The sequence below is a fragment of the Metabacillus sp. SLBN-84 genome, from assembly GCF_053629595.1.
On record NZ_JBRJIP010000001.1, the window covers coordinates 353254 to 378690 of the forward strand.

28 protein-coding genes are annotated in these 25437 nt (G+C 48.0%); 24 read left to right on the forward strand and 4 right to left on the reverse strand.

Features of this window, described 5'->3' with window-relative positions; translation table 11 throughout:
• Positions 1 to 4: 4 nt before the first annotated feature.
• Complete coding sequence (locus tag RKD52_RS01745; protein ID WP_454098414.1) at positions 5 to 1204, reverse strand: NAD(P)/FAD-dependent oxidoreductase; 1200 nt, start codon at positions 1202 to 1204, stop codon at positions 5 to 7.
• A gap of 172 nt (positions 1205 to 1376) precedes the next feature.
• On the opposite strand from RKD52_RS01745, the gene RKD52_RS01750 reads away from it, so the two are divergent.
• The gene (locus RKD52_RS01750; RefSeq protein ID WP_454098415.1) at positions 1377 to 2363 is read left to right on the forward strand and encodes a Gfo/Idh/MocA family protein; all 987 of its coding nucleotides are present in this window, start codon (positions 1377 to 1379) and stop codon (positions 2361 to 2363) included.
• Positions 2364 to 2514: 151 nt separating this feature from the next.
• Here RKD52_RS01750 and RKD52_RS01755 read toward each other — a convergent pair whose 3' ends face one another.
• On the reverse strand, positions 2515 to 3018 hold the full coding sequence (locus RKD52_RS01755; RefSeq protein WP_454098416.1) for a hypothetical protein: 504 nt from the start codon (positions 3016 to 3018) through the stop codon (positions 2515 to 2517).
• A 216-nt stretch (positions 3019 to 3234) separates the two neighbouring features.
• Here RKD52_RS01755 and RKD52_RS01760 point away from each other — a divergent pair, with 216 nt between their 5' ends.
• The 16 genes from RKD52_RS01760 to spoIID all read left to right on the forward strand — a co-directional run bounded on the left by RKD52_RS01760 (position 3235) and on the right by spoIID (position 18489).
• Complete coding sequence (locus RKD52_RS01760; protein ID WP_029566617.1) at positions 3235 to 3609, forward strand: NADH-quinone oxidoreductase subunit A; 375 nt, start codon at positions 3235 to 3237, stop codon at positions 3607 to 3609.
• The gene (locus RKD52_RS01765; protein WP_029283394.1) at positions 3600 to 4121 is read left to right on the forward strand and encodes a NuoB/complex I 20 kDa subunit family protein; all 522 of its coding nucleotides are present in this window, start codon (positions 3600 to 3602) and stop codon (positions 4119 to 4121) included. Before RKD52_RS01760 ends, RKD52_RS01765 begins: the two co-directional genes overlap by 10 nt.
• On the forward strand, positions 4111 to 5559 hold the full coding sequence (locus tag RKD52_RS01770; RefSeq protein WP_454098417.1) for an NADH-quinone oxidoreductase subunit C: 1449 nt from the start codon (positions 4111 to 4113) through the stop codon (positions 5557 to 5559). The genes RKD52_RS01765 and RKD52_RS01770 overlap by 11 nt, the downstream gene beginning before the upstream one ends.
• A 3-nt stretch (positions 5560 to 5562) precedes the next feature.
• A complete protein-coding gene (locus RKD52_RS01775) occupies positions 5563 to 6663 on the forward strand; it encodes an NADH-quinone oxidoreductase subunit D (RefSeq protein ID WP_454098418.1) in 1101 nt (366 codons plus the stop codon).
• Positions 6663 to 7667 carry an NADH-quinone oxidoreductase subunit NuoH gene (gene nuoH / locus RKD52_RS01780; RefSeq protein WP_454098419.1) on the forward strand — a complete coding sequence of 335 codons (1005 nt, stop codon included), beginning with the start codon at positions 6663 to 6665 and terminating at the stop codon, positions 7665 to 7667. Before RKD52_RS01775 ends, nuoH begins: the two co-directional genes overlap by 1 nt.
• 38 nt (positions 7668 to 7705) lie before the next feature.
• Complete coding sequence (gene nuoI, locus RKD52_RS01785) at positions 7706 to 8125, forward strand: NADH-quinone oxidoreductase subunit NuoI (protein ID WP_454098420.1); 420 nt, start codon at positions 7706 to 7708, stop codon at positions 8123 to 8125.
• A gap of 2 nt (positions 8126 to 8127) precedes the next feature.
• On the forward strand, positions 8128 to 8640 hold the full coding sequence (locus tag RKD52_RS01790) for an NADH-quinone oxidoreductase subunit J (RefSeq protein ID WP_454101119.1): 513 nt from the start codon (positions 8128 to 8130) through the stop codon (positions 8638 to 8640).
• Entirely contained in the window at positions 8637 to 8951 is a 315-nt protein-coding gene (nuoK, locus tag RKD52_RS01795; RefSeq protein ID WP_029283405.1) for an NADH-quinone oxidoreductase subunit NuoK, read from the forward strand. Before RKD52_RS01790 ends, nuoK begins: the two co-directional genes overlap by 4 nt.
• Positions 8952 to 8980: 29 nt before the next feature.
• On the forward strand, positions 8981 to 10846 hold the full coding sequence (gene nuoL / locus RKD52_RS01800) for an NADH-quinone oxidoreductase subunit L (RefSeq protein WP_454098421.1): 1866 nt from the start codon (positions 8981 to 8983) through the stop codon (positions 10844 to 10846).
• Positions 10846 to 12360: an NADH-quinone oxidoreductase subunit M gene (locus RKD52_RS01805; protein WP_454098422.1), complete on the forward strand. Its 1515-nt coding sequence runs from the start codon at positions 10846 to 10848 to the stop codon at positions 12358 to 12360. The genes nuoL and RKD52_RS01805 overlap by 1 nt, the downstream gene beginning before the upstream one ends.
• 6 nt (positions 12361 to 12366) lie before the next feature.
• Positions 12367 to 13857 carry an NADH-quinone oxidoreductase subunit NuoN gene (nuoN, locus tag RKD52_RS01810; protein WP_454098423.1) on the forward strand — a complete coding sequence of 497 codons (1491 nt, stop codon included), beginning with the start codon at positions 12367 to 12369 and terminating at the stop codon, positions 13855 to 13857.
• 350 nt (positions 13858 to 14207) lie between these two features.
• Complete coding sequence (locus RKD52_RS01815) at positions 14208 to 14438, forward strand: DUF1146 family protein (RefSeq protein ID WP_029284972.1); 231 nt, start codon at positions 14208 to 14210, stop codon at positions 14436 to 14438.
• 242 nt (positions 14439 to 14680) lie between these two features.
• A complete protein-coding gene (locus RKD52_RS01820) occupies positions 14681 to 15421 on the forward strand; it encodes a YwmB family TATA-box binding protein (RefSeq protein ID WP_454098424.1) in 741 nt (246 codons plus the stop codon).
• A gap of 32 nt (positions 15422 to 15453) precedes the next feature.
• Entirely contained in the window at positions 15454 to 16758 is a 1305-nt protein-coding gene (murA, locus tag RKD52_RS01825; protein ID WP_454098425.1) for a UDP-N-acetylglucosamine 1-carboxyvinyltransferase, read from the forward strand.
• A 167-nt stretch (positions 16759 to 16925) separates the two neighbouring features.
• Positions 16926 to 17360 carry a VanZ family protein gene (locus RKD52_RS01830; protein WP_454098426.1) on the forward strand — a complete coding sequence of 145 codons (435 nt, stop codon included), beginning with the start codon at positions 16926 to 16928 and terminating at the stop codon, positions 17358 to 17360.
• A gap of 106 nt (positions 17361 to 17466) precedes the next feature.
• The gene (gene spoIID / locus RKD52_RS01835; RefSeq protein WP_342824199.1) at positions 17467 to 18489 is read left to right on the forward strand and encodes a stage II sporulation protein D; all 1023 of its coding nucleotides are present in this window, start codon (positions 17467 to 17469) and stop codon (positions 18487 to 18489) included.
• Positions 18490 to 18753: 264 nt separating this feature from the next.
• Here spoIID and RKD52_RS01840 read toward each other — a convergent pair whose 3' ends face one another.
• Both RKD52_RS01840 and RKD52_RS01845 read right to left on the reverse strand, forming a co-directional pair.
• A complete protein-coding gene (locus tag RKD52_RS01840; RefSeq protein ID WP_454098427.1) occupies positions 18754 to 19251 on the reverse strand; it encodes an N-acetyltransferase family protein in 498 nt (165 codons plus the stop codon).
• A 6-nt stretch (positions 19252 to 19257) separates the two neighbouring features.
• Entirely contained in the window at positions 19258 to 19686 is a 429-nt protein-coding gene (locus RKD52_RS01845) for a VanZ family protein (protein WP_454098428.1), read from the reverse strand.
• A gap of 175 nt (positions 19687 to 19861) precedes the next feature.
• On the opposite strand from RKD52_RS01845, the gene RKD52_RS01850 reads away from it, so the two are divergent.
• The 7 genes from RKD52_RS01850 (at position 19862) to fabZ (ending at position 25140) form a co-directional block, all read left to right on the forward strand.
• Positions 19862 to 20800 carry a peptidoglycan DD-metalloendopeptidase family protein gene (locus RKD52_RS01850; RefSeq protein WP_454098429.1) on the forward strand — a complete coding sequence of 313 codons (939 nt, stop codon included), beginning with the start codon at positions 19862 to 19864 and terminating at the stop codon, positions 20798 to 20800.
• A 352-nt stretch (positions 20801 to 21152) separates the two neighbouring features.
• Positions 21153 to 21428: a sporulation transcriptional regulator SpoIIID gene (spoIIID, locus tag RKD52_RS01855; RefSeq protein ID WP_029284957.1), complete on the forward strand. Its 276-nt coding sequence runs from the start codon at positions 21153 to 21155 to the stop codon at positions 21426 to 21428.
• A gap of 149 nt (positions 21429 to 21577) precedes the next feature.
• Positions 21578 to 22579: a rod shape-determining protein MreB gene (gene mreB, locus RKD52_RS01860; protein WP_454101120.1), complete on the forward strand. Its 1002-nt coding sequence runs from the start codon at positions 21578 to 21580 to the stop codon at positions 22577 to 22579.
• Between the two features lie 192 nt (positions 22580 to 22771).
• Positions 22772 to 23560: a flagellar hook-basal body protein gene (locus RKD52_RS01865; protein WP_454098430.1), complete on the forward strand. Its 789-nt coding sequence runs from the start codon at positions 22772 to 22774 to the stop codon at positions 23558 to 23560.
• A gap of 10 nt (positions 23561 to 23570) precedes the next feature.
• A complete protein-coding gene (locus RKD52_RS01870; RefSeq protein WP_454098431.1) occupies positions 23571 to 24362 on the forward strand; it encodes a flagellar hook-basal body protein in 792 nt (263 codons plus the stop codon).
• A 12-nt stretch (positions 24363 to 24374) separates the two neighbouring features.
• Positions 24375 to 24638: a DNA-directed RNA polymerase subunit beta gene (locus RKD52_RS01875; protein WP_369735601.1), complete on the forward strand. Its 264-nt coding sequence runs from the start codon at positions 24375 to 24377 to the stop codon at positions 24636 to 24638.
• A gap of 67 nt (positions 24639 to 24705) precedes the next feature.
• A complete protein-coding gene (fabZ, locus tag RKD52_RS01880; RefSeq protein WP_369735603.1) occupies positions 24706 to 25140 on the forward strand; it encodes a 3-hydroxyacyl-ACP dehydratase FabZ in 435 nt (144 codons plus the stop codon).
• Positions 25141 to 25437 lie beyond the last annotated feature (297 nt).

Here is a 25437-nt window from a genome sequence, read left to right on the forward strand (position 1 = left end):
TTCCCTATCTGTCCAGCCGGACAATGTCAGCATCCGGGTGGGATTGATATAGAATCAAATCTTTTATGATTTCTGCTCCAAGCATCGAATAGACGGTGCCGTTGCCGCCAAAGCCAAGACAATAATAAATGTTGTCTTTTTTAGGATGCTGTCCGATGAAGGGTAGGCCATCGTCTGATTCGCCAAAGCTTGCTCCCCAGGCGGAGTCGACCTCCATGTCATATGAAGGATAATGTTCTTTAATTTTATCAAGCAAACGCTGGCCGCGCTCGCGGATGATGTCTTCATTGCTCGGAGCTTCCATCTTGTCTTCATCAAGTCCGCCTGCAACGATTCTTCCGTCGACCGTTGTCCTCATATAAAAGTAAGGGCGTTTCGTTTCCCAGATTAAGTTTCTTTCCTCCCATTTTTCTAAAGAGGCAACAGGTGTAGTGGCAATAGCGTATGTCCTGTTTACATCCGCACCAAGTTTTTTGGCAAATGGAATTGTTTCATACCCGGTTGAGTAAACGACATTCTTTGCCCGGATGGTTCCGTGCGGAGTGTGCATAACGACATACTCTTCCTCGCGGTCACCCTCTTCAACAGCCGTGTTCTCATAAATTTGCACGCCGCGGGTATGGGCATCTTCGAGCAGGGTCTGAGCAAATTTGTATGGATTTACCTCTGCATCCCCGTCAGTCAGAAGGGCCGCAGGCTTTTTAAATCCAAACCGTTCTTCAATCTCATCTTCTTCTAAAAAAGAAACTGGAAAACCATACTTGGAAAGCGCCTTGAATTCTTTTTTAAGCTTTGACACATCTCCGGAGTCGCTTGCATAATACAGGCTTTTCCGTCTGTTAAATTCGACCGGCTTAGACAGGCTCTTTGCCGTTTTCTCAAGCTCGTCCACCGCTTTTAAGCACATCTTATAAAAACGCACGGCCTCATCCTTGCCGATTTCCTTTATAAATTCATGCAGCATTTTGTCATTTGAAAATTGAAGCAGCCCGGTGTTGGCAGACGAACTTCCGCTTCCGACAATTCTTTTTTCAACGAGCACGGTTTTCAGATTATAGGCTGAAAGAGTGTTGGCGCACAAGGCGCCGGACATCCCCCCGCCAACAATGAGAACATCGCATGTAATGGATTCCCGGAGCTCGGGATATTTTTGTGTGCTGCTGATTGTTTTTGGCCAATAAAGTGAACCATTATGCAGTTTCATTCATTTTCCTCCTAGAAGTCATACAGGGATATTCCCTCTTTTATCCAGACGGGAAACCTTTTGGTGAAAAAAATCATTTACGCTTTTCTTTTTATTTTATCCAATTAAAGAAAAGGAAATCAGCGGTGCGAAAAGGAAATAGTATAGGGACAACGTCAAGGAGGGAACAGACATGATAAAAGCAGCGATGCTGAGCAAGTGGCACGTGCATGCCGTTGATTATGCACGGGATATACATAACAGTTCAAAAGTGGAAATTGCGATGGTTTGGGATGAAGACAAAGAGCGCGGAGAGAAGTGGGCAAATGAGCTTGGTGTGCCGTTTGAGGCGAGCCTCGAGGCGGTGCTCGGTAATCCTGAGATTCAGGGAGTCGTGGTAGACACGCCGACAAATATGCATAAGGAAGTCATTGTGAAGGCAGCAGAACACGGAAAGCACATCTTCACGGAAAAAGTGCTGGCACTGACAGCAGCAGACTGCAATGAAATTTTTAAGGCGGTCGAGAAAGCGGGCGTTTCCCTGGTTGTTTCTATGCCAAGGCTGAGTACAGACTATTACCTATATGCAGAGAAAGCGGTAAAGGAAGGCCTGCTTGGAGAGGTGAAAAACGCGAGATGCCGCGTTGCCCATAATGGCTCGGTTCCGACAGAAGAAAATCCGCAGGGCTGGCTGCCGGCACACTTTTACAACGCCGAGCAATGCGGCGGCGGGGCGCTGATCGACCTGGGTGCCCATCCGATCTATTTAATGAACAGACTTGCAGGAAAACCGAAAGAAGTTTCCGCGCATTTTGATTATGTGTACGGCAAGGAAGTGGAAGACCAGGCATCCGTGCTTGTCACGTATGAGAACGGTGCCACAGCTGTCCTGGAAACATCTTTCGTTTCATTCGGCAGTCCGTTTTCCCTGGAACTGTACGGAACAGAAGGGTGTCTCCTGATTCAGGACGGGAAAATCGAGCTTCGGAATGCAGAAGGCGTACGCATTATGGAGAATCTGCCTGAAGAACTCCCGATTCCGATGGAGCAATGGGCTGACGCGATTCTGTCTGGGACAGCGCCATTTATTACGAACGAGGATGCCTTGTTCCTGACCGCAGTTAATGAAGCGGCGATCAAATCCAATGCAGAAAAGCGCAGAGTGGCCGTCGAATGTTAAAAGAATCCGGCCGGAAATCGTAATTCCGGCCGGATTTGCTCCTTATTGGTGCTCTAACAATCCAAACTCGTGCTCCAACAATCCAAATCAGCATGCTAACAATCCAAAAGCCGCCTTTAACAATCCGGCGCACAAAAAAAGAACCAAACGCTCAGTTTGGTCCCAGCTTTTTGCTTTTTCGCTCATATTTTTGATATAGCTCATAAATTTTCTGCTCAGACGCATCTTTTGCAGATAAAAAATGATTCTCAAACAGATTTGAAAAATAAGTGACGGTGCGCCCGCACTGGATTCCTGACACATACGCATTTTCTGTGAACGAGTATTCCTTCACAGCCCATGCAGCATGCTCTAGATGTATCACTGCCACCTCACCAAAGTAAATGCTCATGCATTCCTCAAGATCGGCAACCGTTAGTTGAAAATCACGGAATTTATTTTCTTTGAAAAAATCAAAGTAGACTTCTTCAAGCTCAATCAAACTTTTTGGAGAATAGGTTAATGGTAAGCCAAGTTCTGCATATATATCTTCTAAAAGAGACAAGTTCTCTTTCCGCTGTTCATAAAAATAGATTTTAGCCGCTTCTTCTGATTCAAACACAGGCAGATTCTTGCCGTAATCCGTTTCAAAGTCATGCTGATATGATTCTGGCATTCTGTCACCTCGCGTTTTTTATTCATGAGCTAGTATAACATCCTGAAGGCGATAAAAGAGCAGCTTACAGAAATGCTACAAAAGAGGATGAAACTGGATATGTTCTTGTGAAAATATCCCTTATCGACACGTTTTGGGCAACAGTGTTATAATGTTAGCGGTTACATTTTGAATATTAGAAAAGTTTTACCAACTTTCACATAACGGGGGAAAGGGATGGAATCACTCAACGTATACTTGAATAACTACTTAATTGTTGTTGTTTTCCTGCTGCTTGGTATTCTGCTTCCGGTCGTGGCTCTTGGAATCGGCCGGGTTTTAAGGCCGCACAAGCCGAGTGAGGCAAAGGCCACTACTTATGAGAGCGGGATTGATCCATTTCATGATTCACGCGTTCAATTTAATGTCCGGTACTATATGTTTGGTCTGATGTTTGTCATTTTTGACGTAGAAACGGTGTTTTTGTATCCGTGGGCTGTCGCATATGAGAAGCTTGGTGTTTTTGCTCTGATTGAAATGCTTATTTTTGTCATCATGCTCGTGATTGGGCTAGTCTACGCATGGAAGAAGAAGGTGCTGAAATGGACTTAAAGCTAACGAATATCCCTCAGGATGAAATGGAAGAGCTCAAGCGCAGCGTCTTTTTGACGACACTTGAGGATTTAAAGGGCTGGGCGAGAAGCAATTCACTCTGGCCGCTGACATTCGGCCTTGCATGCTGTGCCATTGAAATGATGGGTGTCGGCTCATCACACTATGACCTCGACCGTTTTGGCTCGTTTTTCAGAACGTCGCCCCGGCAATCGGATGTCATGATCGTATCAGGGACCGTTACGAAAAAAATGGCCCCGGTCTTAAAGCGTCTGTACGACCAGATGCCTGAACCGAAATGGGTCATTGCCATGGGTTCTTGTGCAACGGCAGGCGGACCTTACATCAAATCCTACGCCGTCGTAAAAGGGGTCGATCAGATTGTGCCGGTTGACGTCTATATCCCGGGCTGTCCGCCCAATCCTGCCGCCCTCATCTACGGAATCAACAAGCTGAAAGAAAAAATCCGTTACGAGGCAAAAACAGGGAGTGAAATAATCCATGAGCGATGAAAAAGACCTCCAGCAGCAAAAGAGAGAAGCCGCTCAAAAGGCAAAGGAAGCTGCCCTGAAAAAACTTGCTGAAAAGCAGGCCGGAAACGCACCCGCAAGCGAAGACTCTCTAGCCAAACAAAAGGCCGCCGCTGCCGCAAAAGCCAAAGCCGCCGCACTGGCTAAGCAGAAAGCGAAAGAATCCAGCGGAAGCGAATTATCAGGAGACGACCTCGCATTAGCGAAGCAAAAAGCTGTTGCAGCCGCCAAAGCAAAAGCCGAAGCCATCGCGAAGCAAAAAGCGAAAGAAGCGGGAGAAAGCGAATCCACAGGAGACGACAAGTCATTAGCCAAACAAAAAGTTGCCGCCGCAGTAAAGGCAAAAGCCGCTGATATGGCTAAGCAGAAAGCGAAAGAAGCGGGGGAAAGCGAATCCTCAGGAGACGACCTGGCATTAGCAAAGCAAAAAGCAGTCGCAGCTGCCAAAGCAAAAGCCGCTGCACTCACTAAGCAGAAAGCGAAAGAAGCGGGTGGAATCGAAACCCCAAGGGACGACTTGGCATTAGCAAAGCAAAAAGCAGTCGCCGCAGCAAAGGCAAAAGCCGCTGCACTGGCTAAGCAGAAAGCAAAAGAAGCGGGTGGAAGTGAAACCATAGGAGACGACCTGGCATTAGCAAAGCAAAAGGCTGTCGCCGCAGCAAAGGCAAAAGCCGCTGCACTGGCTAAGCAGAAAGCGAAAGAAGCGGGTGGAATCGAAACCCCAGGGGACGACCTGGCATTAGCAAAGCAAAAGGCTGTCGCAGCCGCCAAAGCAAAAGCCGCTGCAGCCGCCAAAGCAAAGGCATCCCGTGAAAATATGTCAGAAGACGACTTGGCGAAAGAAAAGGCAAAAGCGATTGCCGCTGCCAAGGCAAAGGCTGCCGCTGCTGCTAAAGCGAAGCAAATGGCAGTCAAGGAAGAACCGCAGCAAGAAGAACCCTCACCGAATGAACCGATCCTTCAGAAATACATCAGCGTCATTGAAACGCATCTCGGCCGGGATGTCCTGGAAGAGTCAGGCATCAATAGGCTTTCTAAAGATGTTCCTACCCTTACTGCAAAGAAAGAATCCTATTTTACGATAGCAAAATTGCTGAAAGAACAGGAAGACTTACAGTTTGATTATGTATCCGAACTGCACGGCACCGACTTTCAGACCCATATGGAAATTTACGTGTACCTCTTTTCCTATACACACAGGCACACAGTCGTGCTGAAGGTGAAGCTTGACCGTGACCAGCCTGAAATCCAGTCGCTTGTGCCTCTTTGGAAAGGGGCGGACTGGCCTGAGCGCGAGGCTTACGACTTGCTCGGCATCCGTTTTACGGACCATCCGAATTTAACGAGAATCATGATGCCGGATGACTGGGTCGGGCATCCGCTCAGAAAAGATTATGAACCTTATGATGTGGAGGTGTAGCTTTTGATCCGGACAGAAGAAATGCTCCTGAATGTCGGCCCGCAGCATCCGAGTACGCACGGCGTATTCAGGCTGGTCATAAAAATTGACGGAGAAATCATTAAAGAGGCTACACCGGTGATTGGCTATTTACATAGAGGCACGGAAAAAATCGCGGAAAATCTGCAGTACACGCAGATCATCCCTTACACAGACCGCATGGATTACCTGTCCGCGATGACAAACAATTACGTGATCTGCCATGCAGTGGAGACGATGGCGGGTATTCAGGTTCCGGAACGCGCGGACTATTTGCGCGTCATTGCGATGGAGCTTGGCCGGGTCGCGAGTCACCTTGTCTGGTGGGGCACGTATTTGCTTGATATCGGTGCGGTAAGCCCGTTCTTATATGCTTTCCGCGAGCGGGAAATGATCATTAATCTGCTGACGGAACTGTCGGGTGCACGCCTTACGTTTAACTACATGCGTGTAGGCGGAGTGAAGTGGGATGCACCGGAGGGCTGGATTGAAAAAGTCGCCGAATTCATCCCGTACATGAGAGAGCAGCTCAAGGGCTATCATGATCTTGTGTCAGGGAACGAAATTTTCCTGAACCGTGTAAAAGGGGTCGGCATTTATACAAAAGAAGAGGCTCTTGAGTACTCCCTGAGCGGCGCCAACCTTCGCTGTACCGGGGTGAAATGGGATCTCCGCAAAGATGAGCCGTATTCCATTTATGACCGTTTTGATTTTGACGTTCCGGTCAGGACAAAAGGCGACGCTTTTGCCCGCTATGAATGCCGTATGGCTGAAATCGAGGAGTCTCTGAAAATTTTGGAGCAGGCGGTTGAACAGTTTCCTGGTGACGGGCCGATCATGGCTAAGGTGCCGAAAATCATTAAGGCTCCAAAAGGAGAGGCGTATGTGCGGATTGAATCCCCGCGCGGCGAGATCGGCTGCTATATCGCCAGTGACGGAAAAAAAGAGCCGTACCGCCTGAAATTCAGACGGCCGTCTTTTTACAATCTGCAAATCCTGCCAAAGCTGCTTCAGGGAGAAAACATGGCAAACCTCATTACCATTCTCGGCGCCATTGACATCGTGCTCGGGGAGGTGGACGGCTGATGGTGGAGGATCTGCTGCAATCGTCCCCGGGCCTCGGCAATTTCGCTATTTTTTTCGGACTCGCAACAGCTTTCCTGTTCGTTGTCCTTGGATTTGTCACTTACGGCATTCTGGCTGAACGCAAAGTCATGGGCTTTATGCAGGGCCGGATCGGACCGAATCAAGTAGGCGGCAGGTGGGGCCTGCTGCAGACAGTCGCTGATGTCCTGAAGCTCCTGATAAAAGAGGACACGATTCCAAAGCTTGCAGATAAACCGCTGTTTATTCTCGCGCCAGTCCTTGCTTTTGCACCTGCCTTTATCGTGCTGTCAACAATCCCCTTTACAGATTCCTTTCAATTTGCGGATCTTGGAGTCGGACTGCTATTTTATATCGCCATTTCCGGGCTGACGACAATCGGCATTGTCACCGGCGGCTGGGCATCGAACAACAAATACTCGCTGCTCGGCGGCATGCGGGCCGCGGCCCAGATGATTTCCTATGAAATCCCGCTTGTTATGTCAGTCATCGGCGTCGTACTTTTATCCGGAAGTTTGAACTTGAACACCATTGTCGATGCACAGGAGAATGTCTGGTTTATTTTCCTGCAGCCGATTGGCTTTTTAATCTTTTTGATTGCATCTGTCGCAGAACTGAACCGGACGCCGTTTGACTTGCCTGAAGCGGAATCAGAGCTTGTCGCAGGCTACCATGTCGAATATTCCGGCTTCCGCTGGGCGTTCTTCATGCTCTCGGAATACGTTTACTTCTTCGCCATGGCATCGCTGACGACCGTGCTTTTCCTCGGCGGCTGGCAGCCTGTTGCCTTCCTTGATTTCATCCCGGGCGCCATCTGGTTCGGACTGAAATTCAGTGTCGTGATCTTCATCCTGATCTGGTTCCGCGTCACCTTCCCGAGAATCCGCGCCGACCAGCTCATGGAATTCGGCTGGAAAGTGCTCCTGCCTGTCGCACTCGCGAACATATTTGTAACAGCGATTGTGAAGGAGATTTTCTTTAAGTAACAGATGAATAACGCAAAACACAAACAAGGGGTGAAAACATGCGAGGTTTAGCAAAAGGTTTGACGTATACCCTGAACAGCTTGACGAAGAAGAAAGTGACATATGATTACCCGAATAAGGCGCTTGCACTGCCTGACCGGTTCCGGGGCATTCAGAAGTTTTATCCGGAGAAGTGCATTGTGTGCAATCAGTGTGCGGCTATTTGCCCTACTGACTGCATAGAGCTAACTGGCAAGAAGCATCCGGATCCGGCGAAAAAAGGGAAAATCATCGACACGTACGATATTAATTTTGAAATATGCATCCTCTGCGATCTTTGCACAGAGGTGTGTCCGACAGAAGCGATTGTGATGACGAACAATTTTGAGCTTGCCGAGTACAGCCGCGATCAGCTGTTTAAGAATCTGGAGTGGCTGGATGAAAATGATGAGAACATCAGGGAGGAGAATAAGGTGTGAGTATAACCGGAGAGTTTGTTGCCTTTGTCGCACTCGCCATGGTGGCCATCGGCGGCGGCATTCTCATGCTGAATGTGACGAAAGTGGTTCATATGGTCGTATCGCTTGTGTTCACATTTGTGAGTATCGCCGGTCTGTACGTGCTCCTTTCGGCGGAATTTGTGGCTGCGGTCCAGATCCTGATTTACTCGGGTGCGATCACGATCATCATGCTGTTTGGGATCATGCTGACGCGCCACCAGGATGAGGATGAGCCGTCTGCCGGCATCGGCAAAAAGCTCATCGTGTTTCTTGGCATTGCGGCGTTTGCCCTCGTGATGTATCTAGGAATCTATGATTTGCAGCTCGGGGAAGAGCAGGCAGATCTGCATGTGAAAAATACCGAACAGATCGGAATCTCGCTTTATTCCCACTTTGTGATTCCGTTTGAACTGACGTCTGTTCTTCTGCTTGTGGCGTTAATAGGAGCCATTATCCTGGCGAGAAAAGATGAAAACGGGGAGGACGAAAAATGAGCTCGATTCCTTTATCGGCCTTTCTTGTGCTCGCTCTGATCCTTTTTTGCATCGGACTGTACGGGGCCCTGACGAAGCGGAACACAGTGATCGTTTTGATTTCAATTGAGCTGATGCTGAATGCGGCAAATATCAATCTGGTTGCCTTCAGCAAGTACGGAGTGATTCCGTCCATTACCGGCCAGGTGTTCTCGCTGTTTACGATTACGATTGCAGCAGCTGAGGCAGCCGTTGGACTTGCCATCTTGTTTGCCCTTTACCGCAACCGGAGATCTGTCAATATTGATGACTATGAATCTATGAAGCATTAACACCTCTAACAAGAAGGGGATTGAATACAATGATGCCATACGCCTGGATCATCCCGCTGTTTCCGCTTGTCTCCTTTCTCGTGCTGCTCCTGTTCGGGAAACGGCTGAAAGAAGGAAGCGTCTACGTGGGAGGCATCCTGATGACCCTCTCATTCACCGGTGCTCTTGCGGTGCTAGCAGACCGGTTCGCACAGAATACCTATAAAGCAGAAGCTGTATGGCTCACAATCGGCAGCATGGAGCTTACGGCAGGTTTTGAGATTACGCCGCTCAATGCGCTGATGCTTGTGATCGTCACGCTCGTCAGCTTAGCTGTACATATTTATTCCAAAGGATACATGCACGGAGATCCCCGCTTTCATGTGTTTTATGCCTATCTTGGCCTATTCACCTTCAGCATGCTCGGGCTCGTCATGACGACCAATCTGCTGCAGCTCTACATTTTCTGGGAGCTTGTCGGCGTCGGGTCTTTCCTTTTGATCGGATTCTACTTTTACAAAGAAGAAGCGAAGGCTGCCGCGAAAAAAGCGTTCATTATGACAAGGATCGGGGATGTCGGCCTGTTTGTCGGGATGCTTCTTCTGTTCTGGCAGGTTGGAAGCTTTGAATATGACCGCATTTTTGCAAGTGTTGCAGATGGTATGATTTCGCTCGATATGATCACTTTGACCAGCATCCTGATTTTCATCGGGGCAATCGGGAAATCCGGCCAATTCCCGCTCCATTCCTGGCTGCCTGATGCGATGGAGGGGCCGACGCCGGTTTCCGCGCTCATCCACGCCGCGACGATGGTTGCAGCGGGTGTCTACCTTGTTGCCCTCATGTATCCGCTGTTTGCCGCAAGTGAAACGGCGCTTCTGGTTGTCGCAACGGTTGGTGCATTCACCGCTATCTTTGCTGCAAGCATCGGGCTTGTTCAAAAAGATATCAAACGCGTGCTTGCTTACTCGACTGTGAGCCAGCTTGGCTACATGATGCTTGCCCTTGGTTCTGCAGGCTATGTCGCCGGTGTCTTTCACCTGATGACGCACGCCTTTTTCAAAGCGCTGCTGTTCCTTGCTGCCGGAAGCGTCATTCACGCAGTCCACACCCAGAACATTGACGAAATGGGCGGTCTTTGGAAAAAACTCAAATTCACCGGTCCGCTGTTTTTGATCGGAACCCTTGCCATCAGCGGTGTTCCGCTCTTTTCAGGCTTCTTCAGTAAAGATGAAATTCTCATCGCTGCCTGGGAGCACGGAAATCCTGCGCTGTTCTGGCTTGCGGTCATCGCTGCTTTCTTTACTGCCTTTTACATGTTCAGGCTCTTCTTCCTCGTCTTTACGGGACGTCCGAAAACCGAGCTTGCTGCTGTTCATGAATCACCGCCTTCCATGCTGATTCCGATGAGTGTGCTGGCAGTACTTGCTGTTTTTTCAGGCTACGTCAATACGCCTTGGTTCGGAACGTTCCTCGGGGACTGGCTGACAGAAGGCGCGCCTCAGCTCGGTCACGGGCATATCGAAGGTCCGGCCTGGATCATGATTCTGGCAACAGCTGTCTCGCTGCTCGGCATTCTGCTTGCGTATCTGATGTACAAGAAAGGCTCCATTTCACCCGAAGGAACAAGAGCCCGCATGCCGATGATTCACTCGGTTCTGAAAAACAAGTACTTTATCGATGAGCTTTACAGTGTCACTGTGGTGTGGCTGACGAACACGGTCAGCATGCTCTGCAAATACCTGGAGAAGTTCCTTGTAGAAGGTGCTGTAAAAGGAGTGGCCGGGATCGTCCGCTCTGCAGGGGCACTCGGTTCAAAAATGCAGAATGGCCAGGTTCAGATGTACGGAACGGTTGCATTTGTCGGGCTTGCCCTGCTGCTTGTGCTGTACGCGGTGACAGGAGGGAACTTATAATGACGTCAATCTTGCTGACAGCCCTTGTTTTCTCGCCTGTCCTTGGCATTCTCGTACTCTCATTTATGAAACGCGATCAGGAATCCTCCCTGAAGCTGGTTGGATTCCTCGCCACTCTTCCTGCCGTCCTGCTGTCAGGCATTGTTTTTGCGCAGTATCTTGCAGGGGAAAAGCTGGAGCGCTTTTCTGAAAAGGTCCGCTGGATCACGTTTGGCCAGTACCATGAGATGCAGCCAGGCGTGTTCACGGTCGACTACGAGCTTGCCCTGGACGGATTCTCGCTTGTCATGGTGCTTTTAACGGCTATACTGGCCGCTTTGGCTGCAGCCGCATCGGTTTCAATCAAGAAGGACTGGAAGGGCTACTTCATGCTGCTTCTGCTTCTTGAAACAGGTATGCTCGGCGTGTTCCTGGCGCAGAATCTCGTGCTCTTTTTCATCTTTTTCGAAATCACGCTGATCCCGATGTTTTTCCTCGTCGGCAAGTGGGGCTTCGCTGCACGGGAAAAGGCAGCCTATCAGTTCCTTCTATATAACGGGTTTGGATCTGCTATCCTGCTGATTGTGATCATCCTTCTTTTTTCAAAAACAGGAACAACAAATCTTCCGCTGCTCACACAGCTCATGACGATGCCGGATGCTCAGCTGATCGGCCCGATGTCAGAGGATTTCAGGCTAGGCCTTCTAATTGCCCTGCTCGTTGCATTTGGCGTAAAGCTTCCGATTTTCCCGCTGCACACATGGATGCTCAGGGTGCACGTTCAGGCGCCGACGCCTATCGTCATGCTGCATTCAGGCATTCTTTTGAAAATCGGGGCGTACGGTTTGATCAAGTTTGGCCTTGGGCTGTTTCCGGCTGAGTTTTCAAAGCTTGGCACGATTGTCATTGTGCTAGGACTTGTGAACCTGCTGTACGGGGCCTTCCTTGCGCTGATTCAGAATGAACTCAGAATGGTTCTTGCGTACTCTAGTATTTCGCATATGGGCATTGTGCTCATTGGCCTTGGCGCATTAAATGAAGCGGGCATTCAAGGGGCGATTTTTCAGGTCGTTTCGCACGGACTGATTTCAGCGCTGCTGTTTTTCCTCGTCGGTGTTCTATTGGAACGGACCGGGACAACAGAGCTCGGGAAGCTTTCAGGCCTTGCAAAATCGATGCCGCTTGCAGCGGGTTTTCTGCTCGCAGGGGCCATGGCGTCGCTCGGACTGCCGGGGATGTCTGGCTTCATCAGCGAGCTGACAGCGTTCATGGGTGTCTTTTATCAGCATCCGGAGCTTGGTGCAATCGGGGCGATTGGGATTATCCTAACTGCGGCCTATTTGCTGAGAGCGGTGCTTTCCATCACGTTTGGAGCGGAAAAGAGCCCCGGTCTCATGTCTGATTTGAAGTGGCATGAAACGATTCCAGTTTCCATTCTTCTGCTGCTGATTGTGCTGATCGGCGTGTTTCCAAATGGACTTTCCGTCCCGCTGCAGCTGACGATTGAAACGATCATGAAAGGGATAGGAGGGTGATGAATCATGGATATGGAAACCTTGCTCAGCTATAACTGGGGCGCGATGATACCTGAGTTCATCATTCTCGGGACCGCCCTTATCCTGTCGCTTGCCGACCTTTTCATGAAAGAGGGAAGCAGCCGCAGGTGGCTAGGATGGCTTGGACTTGCCGGAATTGTCGGCGCGATTGTCAGCCTGACGCTCATGATTGGGGCAGAGGATGCCGTTATTCTTTATGACACTTTTGTCCTCGACTCTTTCGCAAAGGCGTTCAAATTTATTCTGCTCCTTGGCGGGGCGCTGATTTTTCTGCTTGCCATCGACTATGAACCGCGCGAGGGCTTGAAAGAGCGGGGAGAATTTTATTACCTGCTTCTTGCTGCCCTTCTCGGCGCGATGATGATGGCCTCGAGCAGAGACTTAATCACCCTGTTCACAGGACTAGAACTCTTGTCCATTTCTTCCTATATACTGGCCGGGCTCAGAAAGCGGGATTTAAAGTCAAACGAATCGGCCATGAAATACGTCATTAACGGCGGTATTTCAACGGCGATTACGCTGTTTGGAATGAGCTATATTTACGGACTGACAGGAACGACAAGCCTGTCTGAAATGATTCCACAGCTGAACGGGCTGACGGAATCAGGCTACGTTTACATAGCGTCGATCTCATTCCTGCTGGTCTTTGTCGGTTTATCCTTTAAAATTGCAACCGTGCCTTTTCACATGTGGGCACCTGACGTTTATGAAGGCGCACCGACACCTGTTACGGCCTTCCTGAGCGTCGTTTCAAAAACGGCAGGCTTCGTTATCATTTTGAGAATCTGCCTTTCCGTCTTCGGGAACATTCCGGATGAAGGCGGCATGCAGTCGATTCTCCAGTCGCTGCAGGGCTTTATCGCCATCCTGGCCGCTGTCACCATGATCGTCGGAAACACCGTCGCCCTCAGGCAGAAAAACATCAAGCGGATGCTCGCCTACTCATCGATTGCCCATGCAGGGTACGTCCTTGTCGGCTTCGTCGCGTTTGGAGGCTACTTTTACTTTGATGCCATCTGGTTCTACCTGCTTGCCTACGTCATCATGAACGTCGGGATCTTTGCCATCGTTCAGGCTGTCTCCCGCAAAACAGGATCAGAAGACATCTCGGCCTTTGCCGGACTTTACCGCAGATCGCCGGCAGCAGGCATTGCCGTCGCGGTTTTCCTGCTCTCACTCGCAGGACTGCCCGGAACAGCCGGTTTCATCGGAAAAGTCACCATCTTCATGAACGCATTCACAAACAGCACGCCGCAAATCGTCCTTGCAAGCATTATGATTGCCGCAACCGTCGTCTCGTACTTTTACTACTTCGGAATTCTGACACAGGTCTTCTCCCGAAAAAAAGAAACCGACGAGCCGTTCACATGGAGCGCGCCGCTGGTCATCGTCACCGCCGTCTGCGTCGCTGCAACCATCCTGCTCGGAATCTTCCCGGGTGCGGCGTTTGATTTTTTGAACGCTAATATTTCTTAGAAACTTCTGGGGGAATTTATTTTTTGCAAGTAGTGGATTGCAGCGGAAGGCACTTGACTCCTGCGGGATGGAGAGGGATGTGGAGACCCCGCAGGCGAAGCTGAGGAGGCTCCACTGCCTCCCCGCGGAAAGCAAGTGACTGCAGCGGAAAGGAACGGTCACAGTTCGAACCATTGGCGCAAACATTTCATAAATTTGCCACGAATCTTCACAAAAAAAACATCACTGCACGCACAGAATTTTATATAATAGAGGAGGTGTAAAAGCCTCTTCTTTTTTGTGTGCAAAAAAAGAAGAAAAGCAAAAGCCTTCTTTTCGAAAAATAGCTACATATAGGAGTTGTTTAACCTATGCTTGATTTTAATCAGCAGGCATTGCTTGGCCTTATGTCTCACCTCGTGTTTATTCCGGTTACCTGGTGGGCGCTGCAGGCGCTTCATATTGAAAAAGCCATGAAAAAAGGAAAGGTCATGCAAGCGCGTGCGCTGCTGATCCTGCTTACTATTGCCATCTCAGGTGCTGTCAGCAATTTTTTTCTTGATTATTTAATATGGTCCCGCCAGCTGCCTTTTTTATTTTAGGGCCTTTTTTACCGGTTTATTTCAGCACTGACACAGCAAATTCACTTAGCCAATAGATCAGGCAAGCGCGCTGAATGCATCTTTTCCTTGAGATCTTACGTTTATATCTATGACAACAGGGGAATATGTCCTACAGATTAGGAAGTGAACAGCACGAGCTTGTCTAACAATGACGACTTTTTCCACGTATGACGCGGTCTCAAACGGTAACACTGTTACTAGGGAGAGGACGTGGGGATAAAATGAAAAAAGTCAGTCTTGCCATTATGTTATTTCTTATTTTTTTTACAGGTGCATTTGCTGCACACCAGACATTCGGAGCAAAGAAGGAAACGGAGCTTGAAACCATTGTAGATGGCATGGAAGCACAGGGAATTGATGTAAAAGAATGGTCAATGTATTCTAAGAAGATGGTTTCAGACGAGACTCGTTCTTTTGAAGATACAGTGAAACTTTTCCAAAATCAATTTCGTCAGTTTAAGTGGTCTGAGGACCGTGCGAATGGCAAACTACATAAAATGACAGGGACCTTTTTCGACAAGGATTCGGGATTTACCGAAAAGCTCCAGATTCAAGCAACCGACACAAATGGATTTCAGCAATCGTATATCTTGTATGAGCTGAGCGGAGAGGGTTCCGGAAAAAAATGGGCGGAGATCTATGGGCATGCGCAGGCCAGAAGCTTCGACATTTTCCATGAAAATCCTACAATTTTCACTTGTGTCAATGGACAGCTTGATGATAAGATGAGTAGTGTTTTGCAACTTAAAGTGGATGCTTTGCTTAAACAATTTAACGCGGTGCCGGTGGAACAGCTTAAAGAGAAGTCGTTCATATCCGTGTCCGCACTCACGACGGATTGGAATCATGTGATTCCGGCAGACTCAGGCAGCATGAACATTCAAATTGCGCTCAGAAGCGCAGGATTGGGCGGTAATACTAGCGTTACAGTAGGAACCCCAATCATAACGTCTGAATATTAATATATAGAAATTGGGACGCGGAGGGGAAGACCTTGGAAAAAATCATCGTCCGCGGCGGTCGTAAGTTAAACGGTACTGTAAAAGTAGAAGGTGCTAAAAATGCCGTTTTACCAGTAATCGCTGCATCTTTATTAGCCAGTGAACAAAAAAGCATAATCTGTGATGTGCCTACGCTCTCCGATGTGTATACAATCAATGAAGTGCTGCGCCATCTTGGTGCAGAAGTTCACTTTGAAAATAACCAAGTGTTTGTAGATGCATCAAACGAGCTAAATATGGAAGCTCCTTTTGAATATGTGCGCAAAATGCGCGCTTCTGTATTGGTCATGGGGCCATTACTAGCAAGAAACGGCCGTGCACGCGTGGCTCTGCCAGGCGGATGTGCGATCGGATCACGTCCAATTGACCAGCATTTAAAAGGCTTTGAAGCAATGGGAGCATCAATTAAAGTAGGTAACGGATTCATCGACGCTGAAGTCAAAGGAAGACTTCGCGGCGCCAAAATCTACCTTGATTTCCCAAGTGTTGGAGCAACTGAAAACATCATCATGGCTGCGGCTCTTGCGGAAGGAACAACCATCCTTGAGAACGTAGCAAAAGAACCGGAAATCGTCGACCTTGCCAACTACATCAACGCGATGGGCGGCAAAGTGCGCGGAGCCGGAACTGGAACAATCCGCATTGAAGGTGTGGAAAAACTGACAGGCGTTAAGCATCACATCATTCCTGACCGCATTGAAGCTGGTACATTCATGGTAGCAGCAGCAATCACAGGCGGAAATGTGCTTGTTCGCGGCGCTGTGCCAGAACATTTAGCATCTTTAATTGCAAAAATGGAAGAAATGGGCATCCAAATCACAGAAGAGGAAGACGGACTTCGTGTCATTGGCCCTGAAAAACTAAAAGCCATCGACATCAAGACGATGCCGCATCCAGGCTTCCCGACAGACATGCAATCTCAAATGATGGCATTGCTGCTGAAAGCTGAAGGCACTTCTATGATTACGGAGACAGTTTTTGAAAACCGCTTCATGCACGTGGAAGAATTCCGCCGCATGAATGGAGAAATTAAAATTGAGGGCCGTTCTGTCATCATCAATGGTCCAGCCAACATGCAAGGCGCTGAAGTTGCAGCAACAGACCTGCGCGCTGGTGCAGCACTTGTTCTTGCAGGCTTAGTATCTGAAGGCTACACGCGTGTAACGGAGCTTAAGCACGTTGACCGCGGCTACGTAGACTTCCACGGAAAACTTGCTTCTATCGGTGCAGACATCGAACGCATCACGGAAGAAAGCACTGTGAAATCAGAAAAAGCTGTCAGTGACATGAACGCATAAATTTATACGTATTTTTTCAGGAAGCCGGGGTAGATCTACTCCGGTTTCTTTTTGTTTTTCTTAAAAAGAAAGACTTTATTAGTTTGGGTGTTTTCCTTATGATTTATACATAGATACTTATAAAAAACACCGTAAATGACCACGATAAATGCGGAGGAGGGAAAGAGATGAAAGTTATCATTGCATGCTGCCTGATCACCGCATTTTCATTGTTTTCATTTACGAGCGACCTGCAGTCTCTGCTGACTTGGGACTATATCGGATTTATCTTCAGGAGCGATCCTGATTTCTCAGATTTGCTGATGACCGCGGATATCGACTGGCAAAGCACGTTTTATGTAGTTTCCAAAACGGGACACGCGCTGTACTTCTTTTTTTTCACACTGATCATGACGTTTCTGTATCGTATGCGCACGGCTCTTCTTTGGGCTCTCTTTCTTGCGGTTTCATCAGAATTTCTTCAGCTTTACACAAACCGCAGCGGAAGAATCGTCGATATGCTCTATGATCTTTCCGGAACGCTTGCTGCCATACTCGTTCTTTTCATCATGAAAAAGAGCGCTGAGATTGTCGAAGGAAATCGCCGCAGCGTGCCGAAATGAATAATAGAAGTGCGTGAACTTTCCAATGTTTGGAGTCATAAACGGTTGTCCACCTCCATAGAATTGAACAGAGACGGTAAACGACATATCGGATATGGAGGCCCAGATGAAATCTTTGAAACCAATCGTTTTAGTACTCGCCGGATTATTTCTCATCATATTAATGATCCCAACACTCCTCGTAGCCCCCTTTATGAACGATCCATCAAGCGGAGAACTATCAGAAGACCTTCAAACCAAAAAGGGTGAACAGCTTATGCTCGGAAAATCCATGATCGATGTACCAGTGTACCGAAGCAGCTCGGAGAAAATTGAAAACATCCCGCTCGAAGAATATGTCATCGGCGTAGTCGCCTCAGAAATGCCGGCTGATTTTGAAGAAGAAGCGCTGAAGGCGCAGGCGCTTGCAGCGAGGACGTATGTGGTGAAGCAGATGATGTTTGATAAGCTTCCGAAAGTTCCTGAAGGAGCGGTCGTCAGTGACACAACCTCCCATCAGGTTTACAAAAACAACGACCAGCTGAAAAAACAGTGGGGCAAGGATTATAACTGGAAAATGACAAAGATCTACAATGCGGTAGCATCCACTCAGGGGCAAATTCTGACCTATGACAATAAACCGATTGATGCTTCCTTTTTCTCGACAAGCAACGGCTACACCGAAAACTCGGATGAATACTGGACAGCAGCACTGCCTTACTTAAAAAGCGTGGAAAGTCCGTGGGATGAAAAATCTCCTAAATATCATGATCAAACGGTCATCAGCGTACGTGACTTCGAGAAAAAGCTCGGAGTGAAGCTCGGTTCGGGAGGAGAAGTCGGCAAAGTGATTGAGCGCACGTCCGGCAAACGGGTCGCCCAAGTCGACTTCAACGGCAAAAAGCTAAGCGGCCGCGAAATCCGTGAAAAGCTCGGCCTCCGCTCAAGCGACTTCGCCTGGCAGCTCAAAGGCGACCAGGTGGTCATCACCACAAAAGGTTTTGGCCACGGCGTCGGCATGAGCCAATACGGCGCCAACTTCATGGCCCAGGACGGCAAAAAATACAAAGACATCGTCAGCTACTACTACCAGGGAGCCAAAGTCGGCAGCGCCGAACCGTTTATTGCCCAGTACACAGCTAAAAACTAAGTTTCTGCCCGCGGGAGGGGTCCTGCGGGTTTTTCAGCATTCATTTTTAACCAAAAAAGAGCAGAATGCCCCTTTTTCTAGATACCTTGTGTTCAGATTCAGTGCTCCATGTTAAAAAGAGGTCATCTAAAGGCCGTGCAGCGGTCTAACTATCCAAACGGCCGCTCTAACAAGCGGAAATGATGCTCTAACAATCCGAATCCCGGTTCTAACAATCCAACGAAAACTCCATACAAAAAACGCGCCCTCCACAGGCGCGTTTTCCTATTGAACCACTCGTTTTCCAACTATCACTAAATCGCGTTCCACTCCATCGAGCTCCGCGACGCCGGGCATGTTCGCCCACTGTTCAAAGCCGAAGCGCTTGAACAGGCGCAGGCTTGCTTCGTTGTGCCCGAATACAAGTCCTAGCAGGGTTTTGATGCCGAGCTCGGGGCATGCATCGAGTGCAGCCTGCAAAAATGTTGTGCCGATGCCTTTTCCGCGCACGTTTTGATCAATATAGATGCTGACTTCAGCGGTATATTGGTAGGCGGCACGTCCGTGGAAGGATTCAAAGCTGAGCCAGGCCACCACTTTGTCTTCTTCTGTCATCACCCAAATCGGGCGCATATCCGTATGGTTGTTGAACCAGGCTTCACGGTCGGCAACCGTAACCGGAGTCAGGTCTGCTGTCACCGCTCTGCTTTCGATTGTTGAGTTGTAGATCTCAACGATGGCAGGCAAGTCGCTGCGGACAGCTTTTCGAATAGGAAAACTCATAGATGATCACTCCGAATCATTTAACTTTTTAAAAAGAGAGGTGATAAACGAAGGGCGTTCTGCAAAATACGTCACCTTCATTATGTAGAAAGACACAAGTACACCGATGGTATCCTTCACCAGATCGATCACTGTAGCGGACCGGTACGGAACGAAGTACTGGTGAATTTCATCTGTAGCCCCGTAAAGAATGGAGATCACTGCAGCAAGGACACTCGCCTTTGCGGTCCAGCGTCCGTTTGCGGCAAACGCCAGCGCTATGAGCCAGTAAAGAATGCCGAATTCAATTAAGTGAAGCGATTCCTTCATTAAGCGGTCAAACGAAAACGGCGTCTTAATGATGGCATCCGCAGGCAGGCTAGAGAGTATCCAAATGAGGATCATATAGAGAATGGGGGCGATTGTTAGCGCCCATTTGTAAATCGGCTTCTTCATTAACGTGCTCCTTTAGCGTGCTGATGGAACATAGTATACCACGTGTGTGGAAAAAATTTTAGAATCCATACATAATTTTATAACCCTCAGCAAAAAATAACTTTTTGAATTTTTTTGGACCAGATGTATATATTTTCAGAATTCTGTTCAGAATGATTGCTGAGGTGATGATAGAATGAGAGAGGAAGAAACTAAACGTACTTCTCAAAACTCAAAAATGCAACAAATTTTCAGAAAGCGTTGGGTATTCCCAGCAATCTACTTAGTCAGTGCAGCATTGATTTTGACAGCCGTGTTATGGTATCAGTCAATCGGCAATGGTAACTCAGCAAACGATCCAAGTGATTATGGAACATCGTATCAAGATGAGCCGACACGTGAAGTAAACTCAGCAGTAGAAAACTTTGCAATGCCGGCAGCAGATGCAGATTCAGTATCTGTCATCCGCAGCTTCTATGAAGCAGATGCAACAGCCGAAGAGCAAGAAGCAGCACTCGTTTCCTATAATAATACGTACGAGCCTAGTAAAGGAATTGACCTGGCAAGAGAAGACGGCAAGGAATTCGAAGTCGCAGCTGCTCTAAGCGGTACAGTTACTAAAGCTGAAAAAGATCCATTACTCGGAAATGTCATTGAAATCGAGCACAAAGACGGCGTAACTACAGTTTACCAATCATTATCAAGCATGACTGTCGCAGTTGGTGACGAAGTCGAGCAAAACGAAATCCTCGGACAAGCTGGAAAAAGCCTGATCCACGAAGAAGATGGCGTACACGTTCACTTTGAAATCCGCAAAGACGGTACAGCAGTAAATCCAGTTGACTACATGGATAAGCCAGTTTCAGCATTGAACGAAATCAACGCTGAAAAAGAAGCACCTGCTAAAGAAGAAGAAGGTACTGAAGACGCAGAAAAAGGCGCTGAGGAAGAAAAGGGCGCTGAAGAAGAAAAAGGTGCTGAAGAAGAAAAGGGCACTGAAGATGCTGAAAAAGGAACCGAAGATGAAAAAGGTTCTGAAGAAGGCAAAGAAAAAGAAGACGCTGGTAAAGAGGGCAAAGAAAAAGGCAACTCTGACGACCAGTCCGAAGCTTCAATCAGCACAAAAAACGCATAATAAGCATCACTCTATAGATTGTCTATCCGCTTAGGGATAGACTATTTTTTTGTTTGTTTTTGAAAAGGGCTGTACAGATTCGACAAATCTTTCAGGAAATACCCCCTCCGCCAGAGCTACAAAATGCAATTTCAAAGTGCTCCAAAACGCAATTTATAAAAAAATTCGCACAAATCCCTTGTCCCTCTTGACTTTTTAGCATATATCTTCAACCAAGCTAATAAAATGTTACAAACCTAACAAAGAGAGTGTCTGAGGTGAGGGATCGTAAGTTTTATACATAGGCGCAGCTGCGTCTTGGTGCGAGTCTCATTTCACACTTCTCACATCCATTTTAGGGAGGTCGAGTGGTGTGCACGATTACATCAAAGAACGTACTATCAAGATTGGAAAGTATATCGTGGAGACGAAGAAAACTGTTCGCGTGATTGCGAAGGAATTTGGCGTTTCTAAAAGTACTGTCCATAAGGATTTAACGGAAAGGCTGCCTGAAATCAATCCAGAGCTTGCGAATGAGGTAAAAGAAATTCTTGATTATCATAAATCCATCCGTCATTTAAGGGGCGGGGAAGCGACGAAGCTGAAGTACCGGAAAGAGGATATTTTACAAGAAGAGCCTGTGAAATAAGAATTCTGCCTGTCTTTCTTGCAATTTCGACAAATCCCTACAAAACCTTTTACAATTTCAACCTTTTTTTAGTAAATTGTGATACAATATGAAATTAGGGCACAAAGTAGGAAATGCTGGGATCAGATTGCAAGGAGGATATGGAAAGAATGTTTGCAAGGGATATTGGAATTGACCTTGGTACTGCAAATGTACTAATTCATGTAAAAGGAAAAGGCATCGTTCTGAACGAGCCGTCTGTAGTTGCACTGGATAAGAATACTGGCAAGGTTCTTGCTGTAGGCGAGGAAGCCAGAAGAATGGTTGGACGTACTCCTGGGAATATTGTTGCGATCCGTCCATTGAAAGACGGGGTCATCGCGGATTTTGAAGTAACAGAAGCGATGCTCAAGCATTTCATCAACAAATTAAATGTAAAGGGTTTATTTACGAAACCCCGGATGCTTATTTGCTGTCCGACGAACATTACCTCTGTTGAACAGAAAGCCATCAAGGAAGCTGCTGAAAAAAGCGGCGGAAAAGACGTATTTCTTGAAGAAGAGCCAAAGGTTGCCGCAATCGGCGCCGGTATGGATATTTTTCAGCCTAGCGGAAATATGGTTGTAGATATTGGCGGTGGAACGACGGATGTCGCAGTTCTTTCAATGGGCGATATTGTCACCGCCTCTTCTATTAAGATGGCAGGGGACAAGTTCGACATGGAAATCTTGAACTACATCAAAAAAGAGTACAAGCTCTTGATTGGTGAACGTACGGCTGAGGATATCAAAACGCAAGTCGCGACAGTATTCCCAGGCGCACGCAACGAAGAAATCGCTATTCGCGGACGTGACATGGTGTCAGGTCTGCCTAGAACCATTACAGTCAACTCTGAAGAGGTTGAAGGCGCACTGCGCGAATCAGTAGCCCTCATCGTTCAAACTGCGAAAAGCGTCCTTGAGCGCACTCCGCCGGAGCTTTCTGCGGACATCATTGACCGCGGTATTATCTTAACAGGCGGCGGAGCACTCCTGAACGGCCTTGATCAGTTAATGGCAGAAGAATTAAAGGTTCCTGTCTTAATAGCAGAAAACCCAATGGACTGTGTTGCAGTCGGAACGGGCATCATGCTTGATAACGTCGACCGTCTGACTAGACGCAAAATCGTATAATCTATGAGAAACATCAGTCATGCTGGCTGGTGTTTTTTTCTTCTTCCCCTAAACCTTTCGCCCTCCCAGCCGATTTTAAGAGTGTAGTAGCTTAACTTTATACGATTTACAAATTTATACTGTGCGGAGCTGCGAACTCCGCTATAATTAAAAATAGAGAAAATTGCCTAAATACTCTTAAGAGGTGGAACGATGCTAAGAGGCTTTTATACTGCTTCAGCGGGAATGCTCGCCCAGCAGCGGAGAACGGAAATGCTCTCCAATAATATTGCAAACGCCAATACCCCGGGCTATAAAACCGATCAGGCTGCGCTCAAAGCGTTTCCTGAAATGCTTCTGAAAAGAGTGCAGGACAACAAACTGCCTCAGGAAGTCGGCTCAATCAATACAGGTGTCTATCTTCAGGAAATGATTCCACAGTTCGCTCAGGGCGACCTTCGCGAAACTGGGTTGAATACAGATATAGCTTTGCTTGAAACGGCCGTGCCTGAAAACGGTACGCTGATGTTCGGCGTGCAGCTTCCGGACGGCGAGGTCCGCTACACGCGTAACGGGCAGTTTACAAGAAACGAAAACGGTCAGCTCTCCCTTGGAGGCAATCCGGTGCTCGGAACGGACGGACAGCCGATTACCCTTGCATCTGACGAGTTTGAAATTTTGCAGGACGGCACGGTCAGAGTAAATGGTGAGGCTGGGTCGCAAATTGGCATCTTTTTTTCCAACAATACAGCAGGCCTTGTGAAAGAAGGGAACGGTTTATACCGGACAGAGGATGGAAATGAGCTTGGAGCGGCTGCCGGCAACCCGGACGTTGCCTACCAGCTGAAACAGGGCTTCATTGAAGGATCCAACGTGGATGTATCAAGATCCTATACGGAAATGATGACGGCCTACCGCGCCTTTGAAGCGAACCAGAAAGTGCTGCAGGCCTACGACAGAAGCATGGACAAAGCCGTCAACGAAATCGGCAGAGTCAGATAGGAGGAGAAATATGCTGCGATCTATGATTACCGCATCGAACACACTCGGCCAGCTGCAGCAGCAGCTTGACCTGATTGGAAACAACATGGCCAACATCGACACTCAAGGCTATAAACGCACGCAGACCGGTTTTTCTGACCTGCTGCATCAGCAAATGAACAACGGCGGCCCGGATGACAGCCTCGCCGGCAGGTCGACTCCGCTTGGCGTGCGCTCCGGATCCGGTGCGGTGCTGACGGCTCAGACTGCCTTTTCGCAGGGTAGCATCAAGACTACGGACCGCGAGCTTGATTTTGCGCTGACTAAGCCTGGACAATTTCTGCAGGTGGAAGCAGGCGGGGAAATTCAATATACACGGGATGGCGCAATGTATTTGAATCCTGCTCAGGACGGACGTCTTCAGCTTGTCACGTCTGAGGGGCACGCTGTTTTAGATGAGAATCAGAATCCGATTTTTCTGGATGCTTCTTTTAAAAACAGCACCTTATCAGCAGGCGGAAGATTGACGGCAAATCCATCCGGTGAAACGGTCCAGCTTGGAATTGTAGGAATTACCCAGCAAACAATGCTTGAAAAACAGGGCGGAAATCGGTACGCTTTAAAAGAGATCGCTCCAAATGGAACGGTTGCCTTTTTAGAGCCTGAACAAGTCGGCATCAAACAGGGTGCCCTTGAAATGTCCAACGTCGATCTTTCAAAAGAAATGACCGACCTCATGATTGCGCAGCGGTCTTATCAGCTCAACTCAAAATCAATCACCATGGGCGATCAAATGCTCGGGTTAATCAATAGCGTCAGATAAGGGGTTTTTACAGTGAGTGCAAACGAACAGTCTCGTGAACATGTGAAACAGAAAAAGAATAGCGAAGAAAAGAGCGAAAAAAGTCCAAAAATCAGAATCAGGCTGATTCCGATCTGGCTGCGCATCATTCTTTTGCTTCTTTTCATGGCCATTGCCGTCACCAGCGGCGCGATGATTGGATACGGTGTACTCGGCGACGGAAAACCAACAGATATCTTCGACAAACAGACGTGGCAGCACGTCATCGACCTGGTTGAAAAAGAATCCGAAAAATAAGGAGGGCGAACCCCTCCTTTTTGTGTATAATAGAACTATTAGGTTGTACTAGGAGGAGGTCCTAAAAATGCTCGACATCAATCAAATCAAAGAAATCATCCCGCATCGCTACCCATTCCTGCTCGTGGACAAAGTCATCGAAGTTGAAGAGGGCAAGCGCGCCATCGGACTCAAAAACGTAACAGCAAACGAAGAATTCTTTAACGGACACTTCCCGGAATACCCTGTCATGCCGGGTGTCCTAATCGTGGAAGCACTGGCCCAGGTAGGCGCCGTCGCCATGCTCATCAAAGAAGAAAACCGCGGCCGCCTCGCTTTCTTCGCAGGCATCGACAACTGCCGCTTCAAAAAACAAGTCACACCAGGCGACCAGCTCCGCCTCGAAGTCGAAATCATCCGCCTCCGCGGCTCCCTCGGCAAAGGAAAAGGCGTCGCAACCGTGAACGGTGAGGTTGTTTGTGAAACTGAATTAATGTTTGCATTGGGTGAGAAAAAAGAATAGTGGTTTGAAGGACGATCCTGGGTGGGGTCGTTTTTTTGTTCGGTCGAATTAGGATAAAGTTGGAAATTTTCAAGTAAACAGCTGTTTGCAGCAAGTAAAGGGTCAGCTTTTTCAAGAAAAAGAGGTATTTTGGCAAGTAATACGCGCTGGGTGGCAAGTAACAGACAAAGTGCTGCCCTCGCTTCTCATTTAGAGATTAGAATGCCCAAAAGCATCTTCGAGCAAGGGAGCGTATACGTAGTTGTAATACTGGATTTTAAGAAGCGTCTGTAAATTTCAAATAAACTGCTGTTCGCG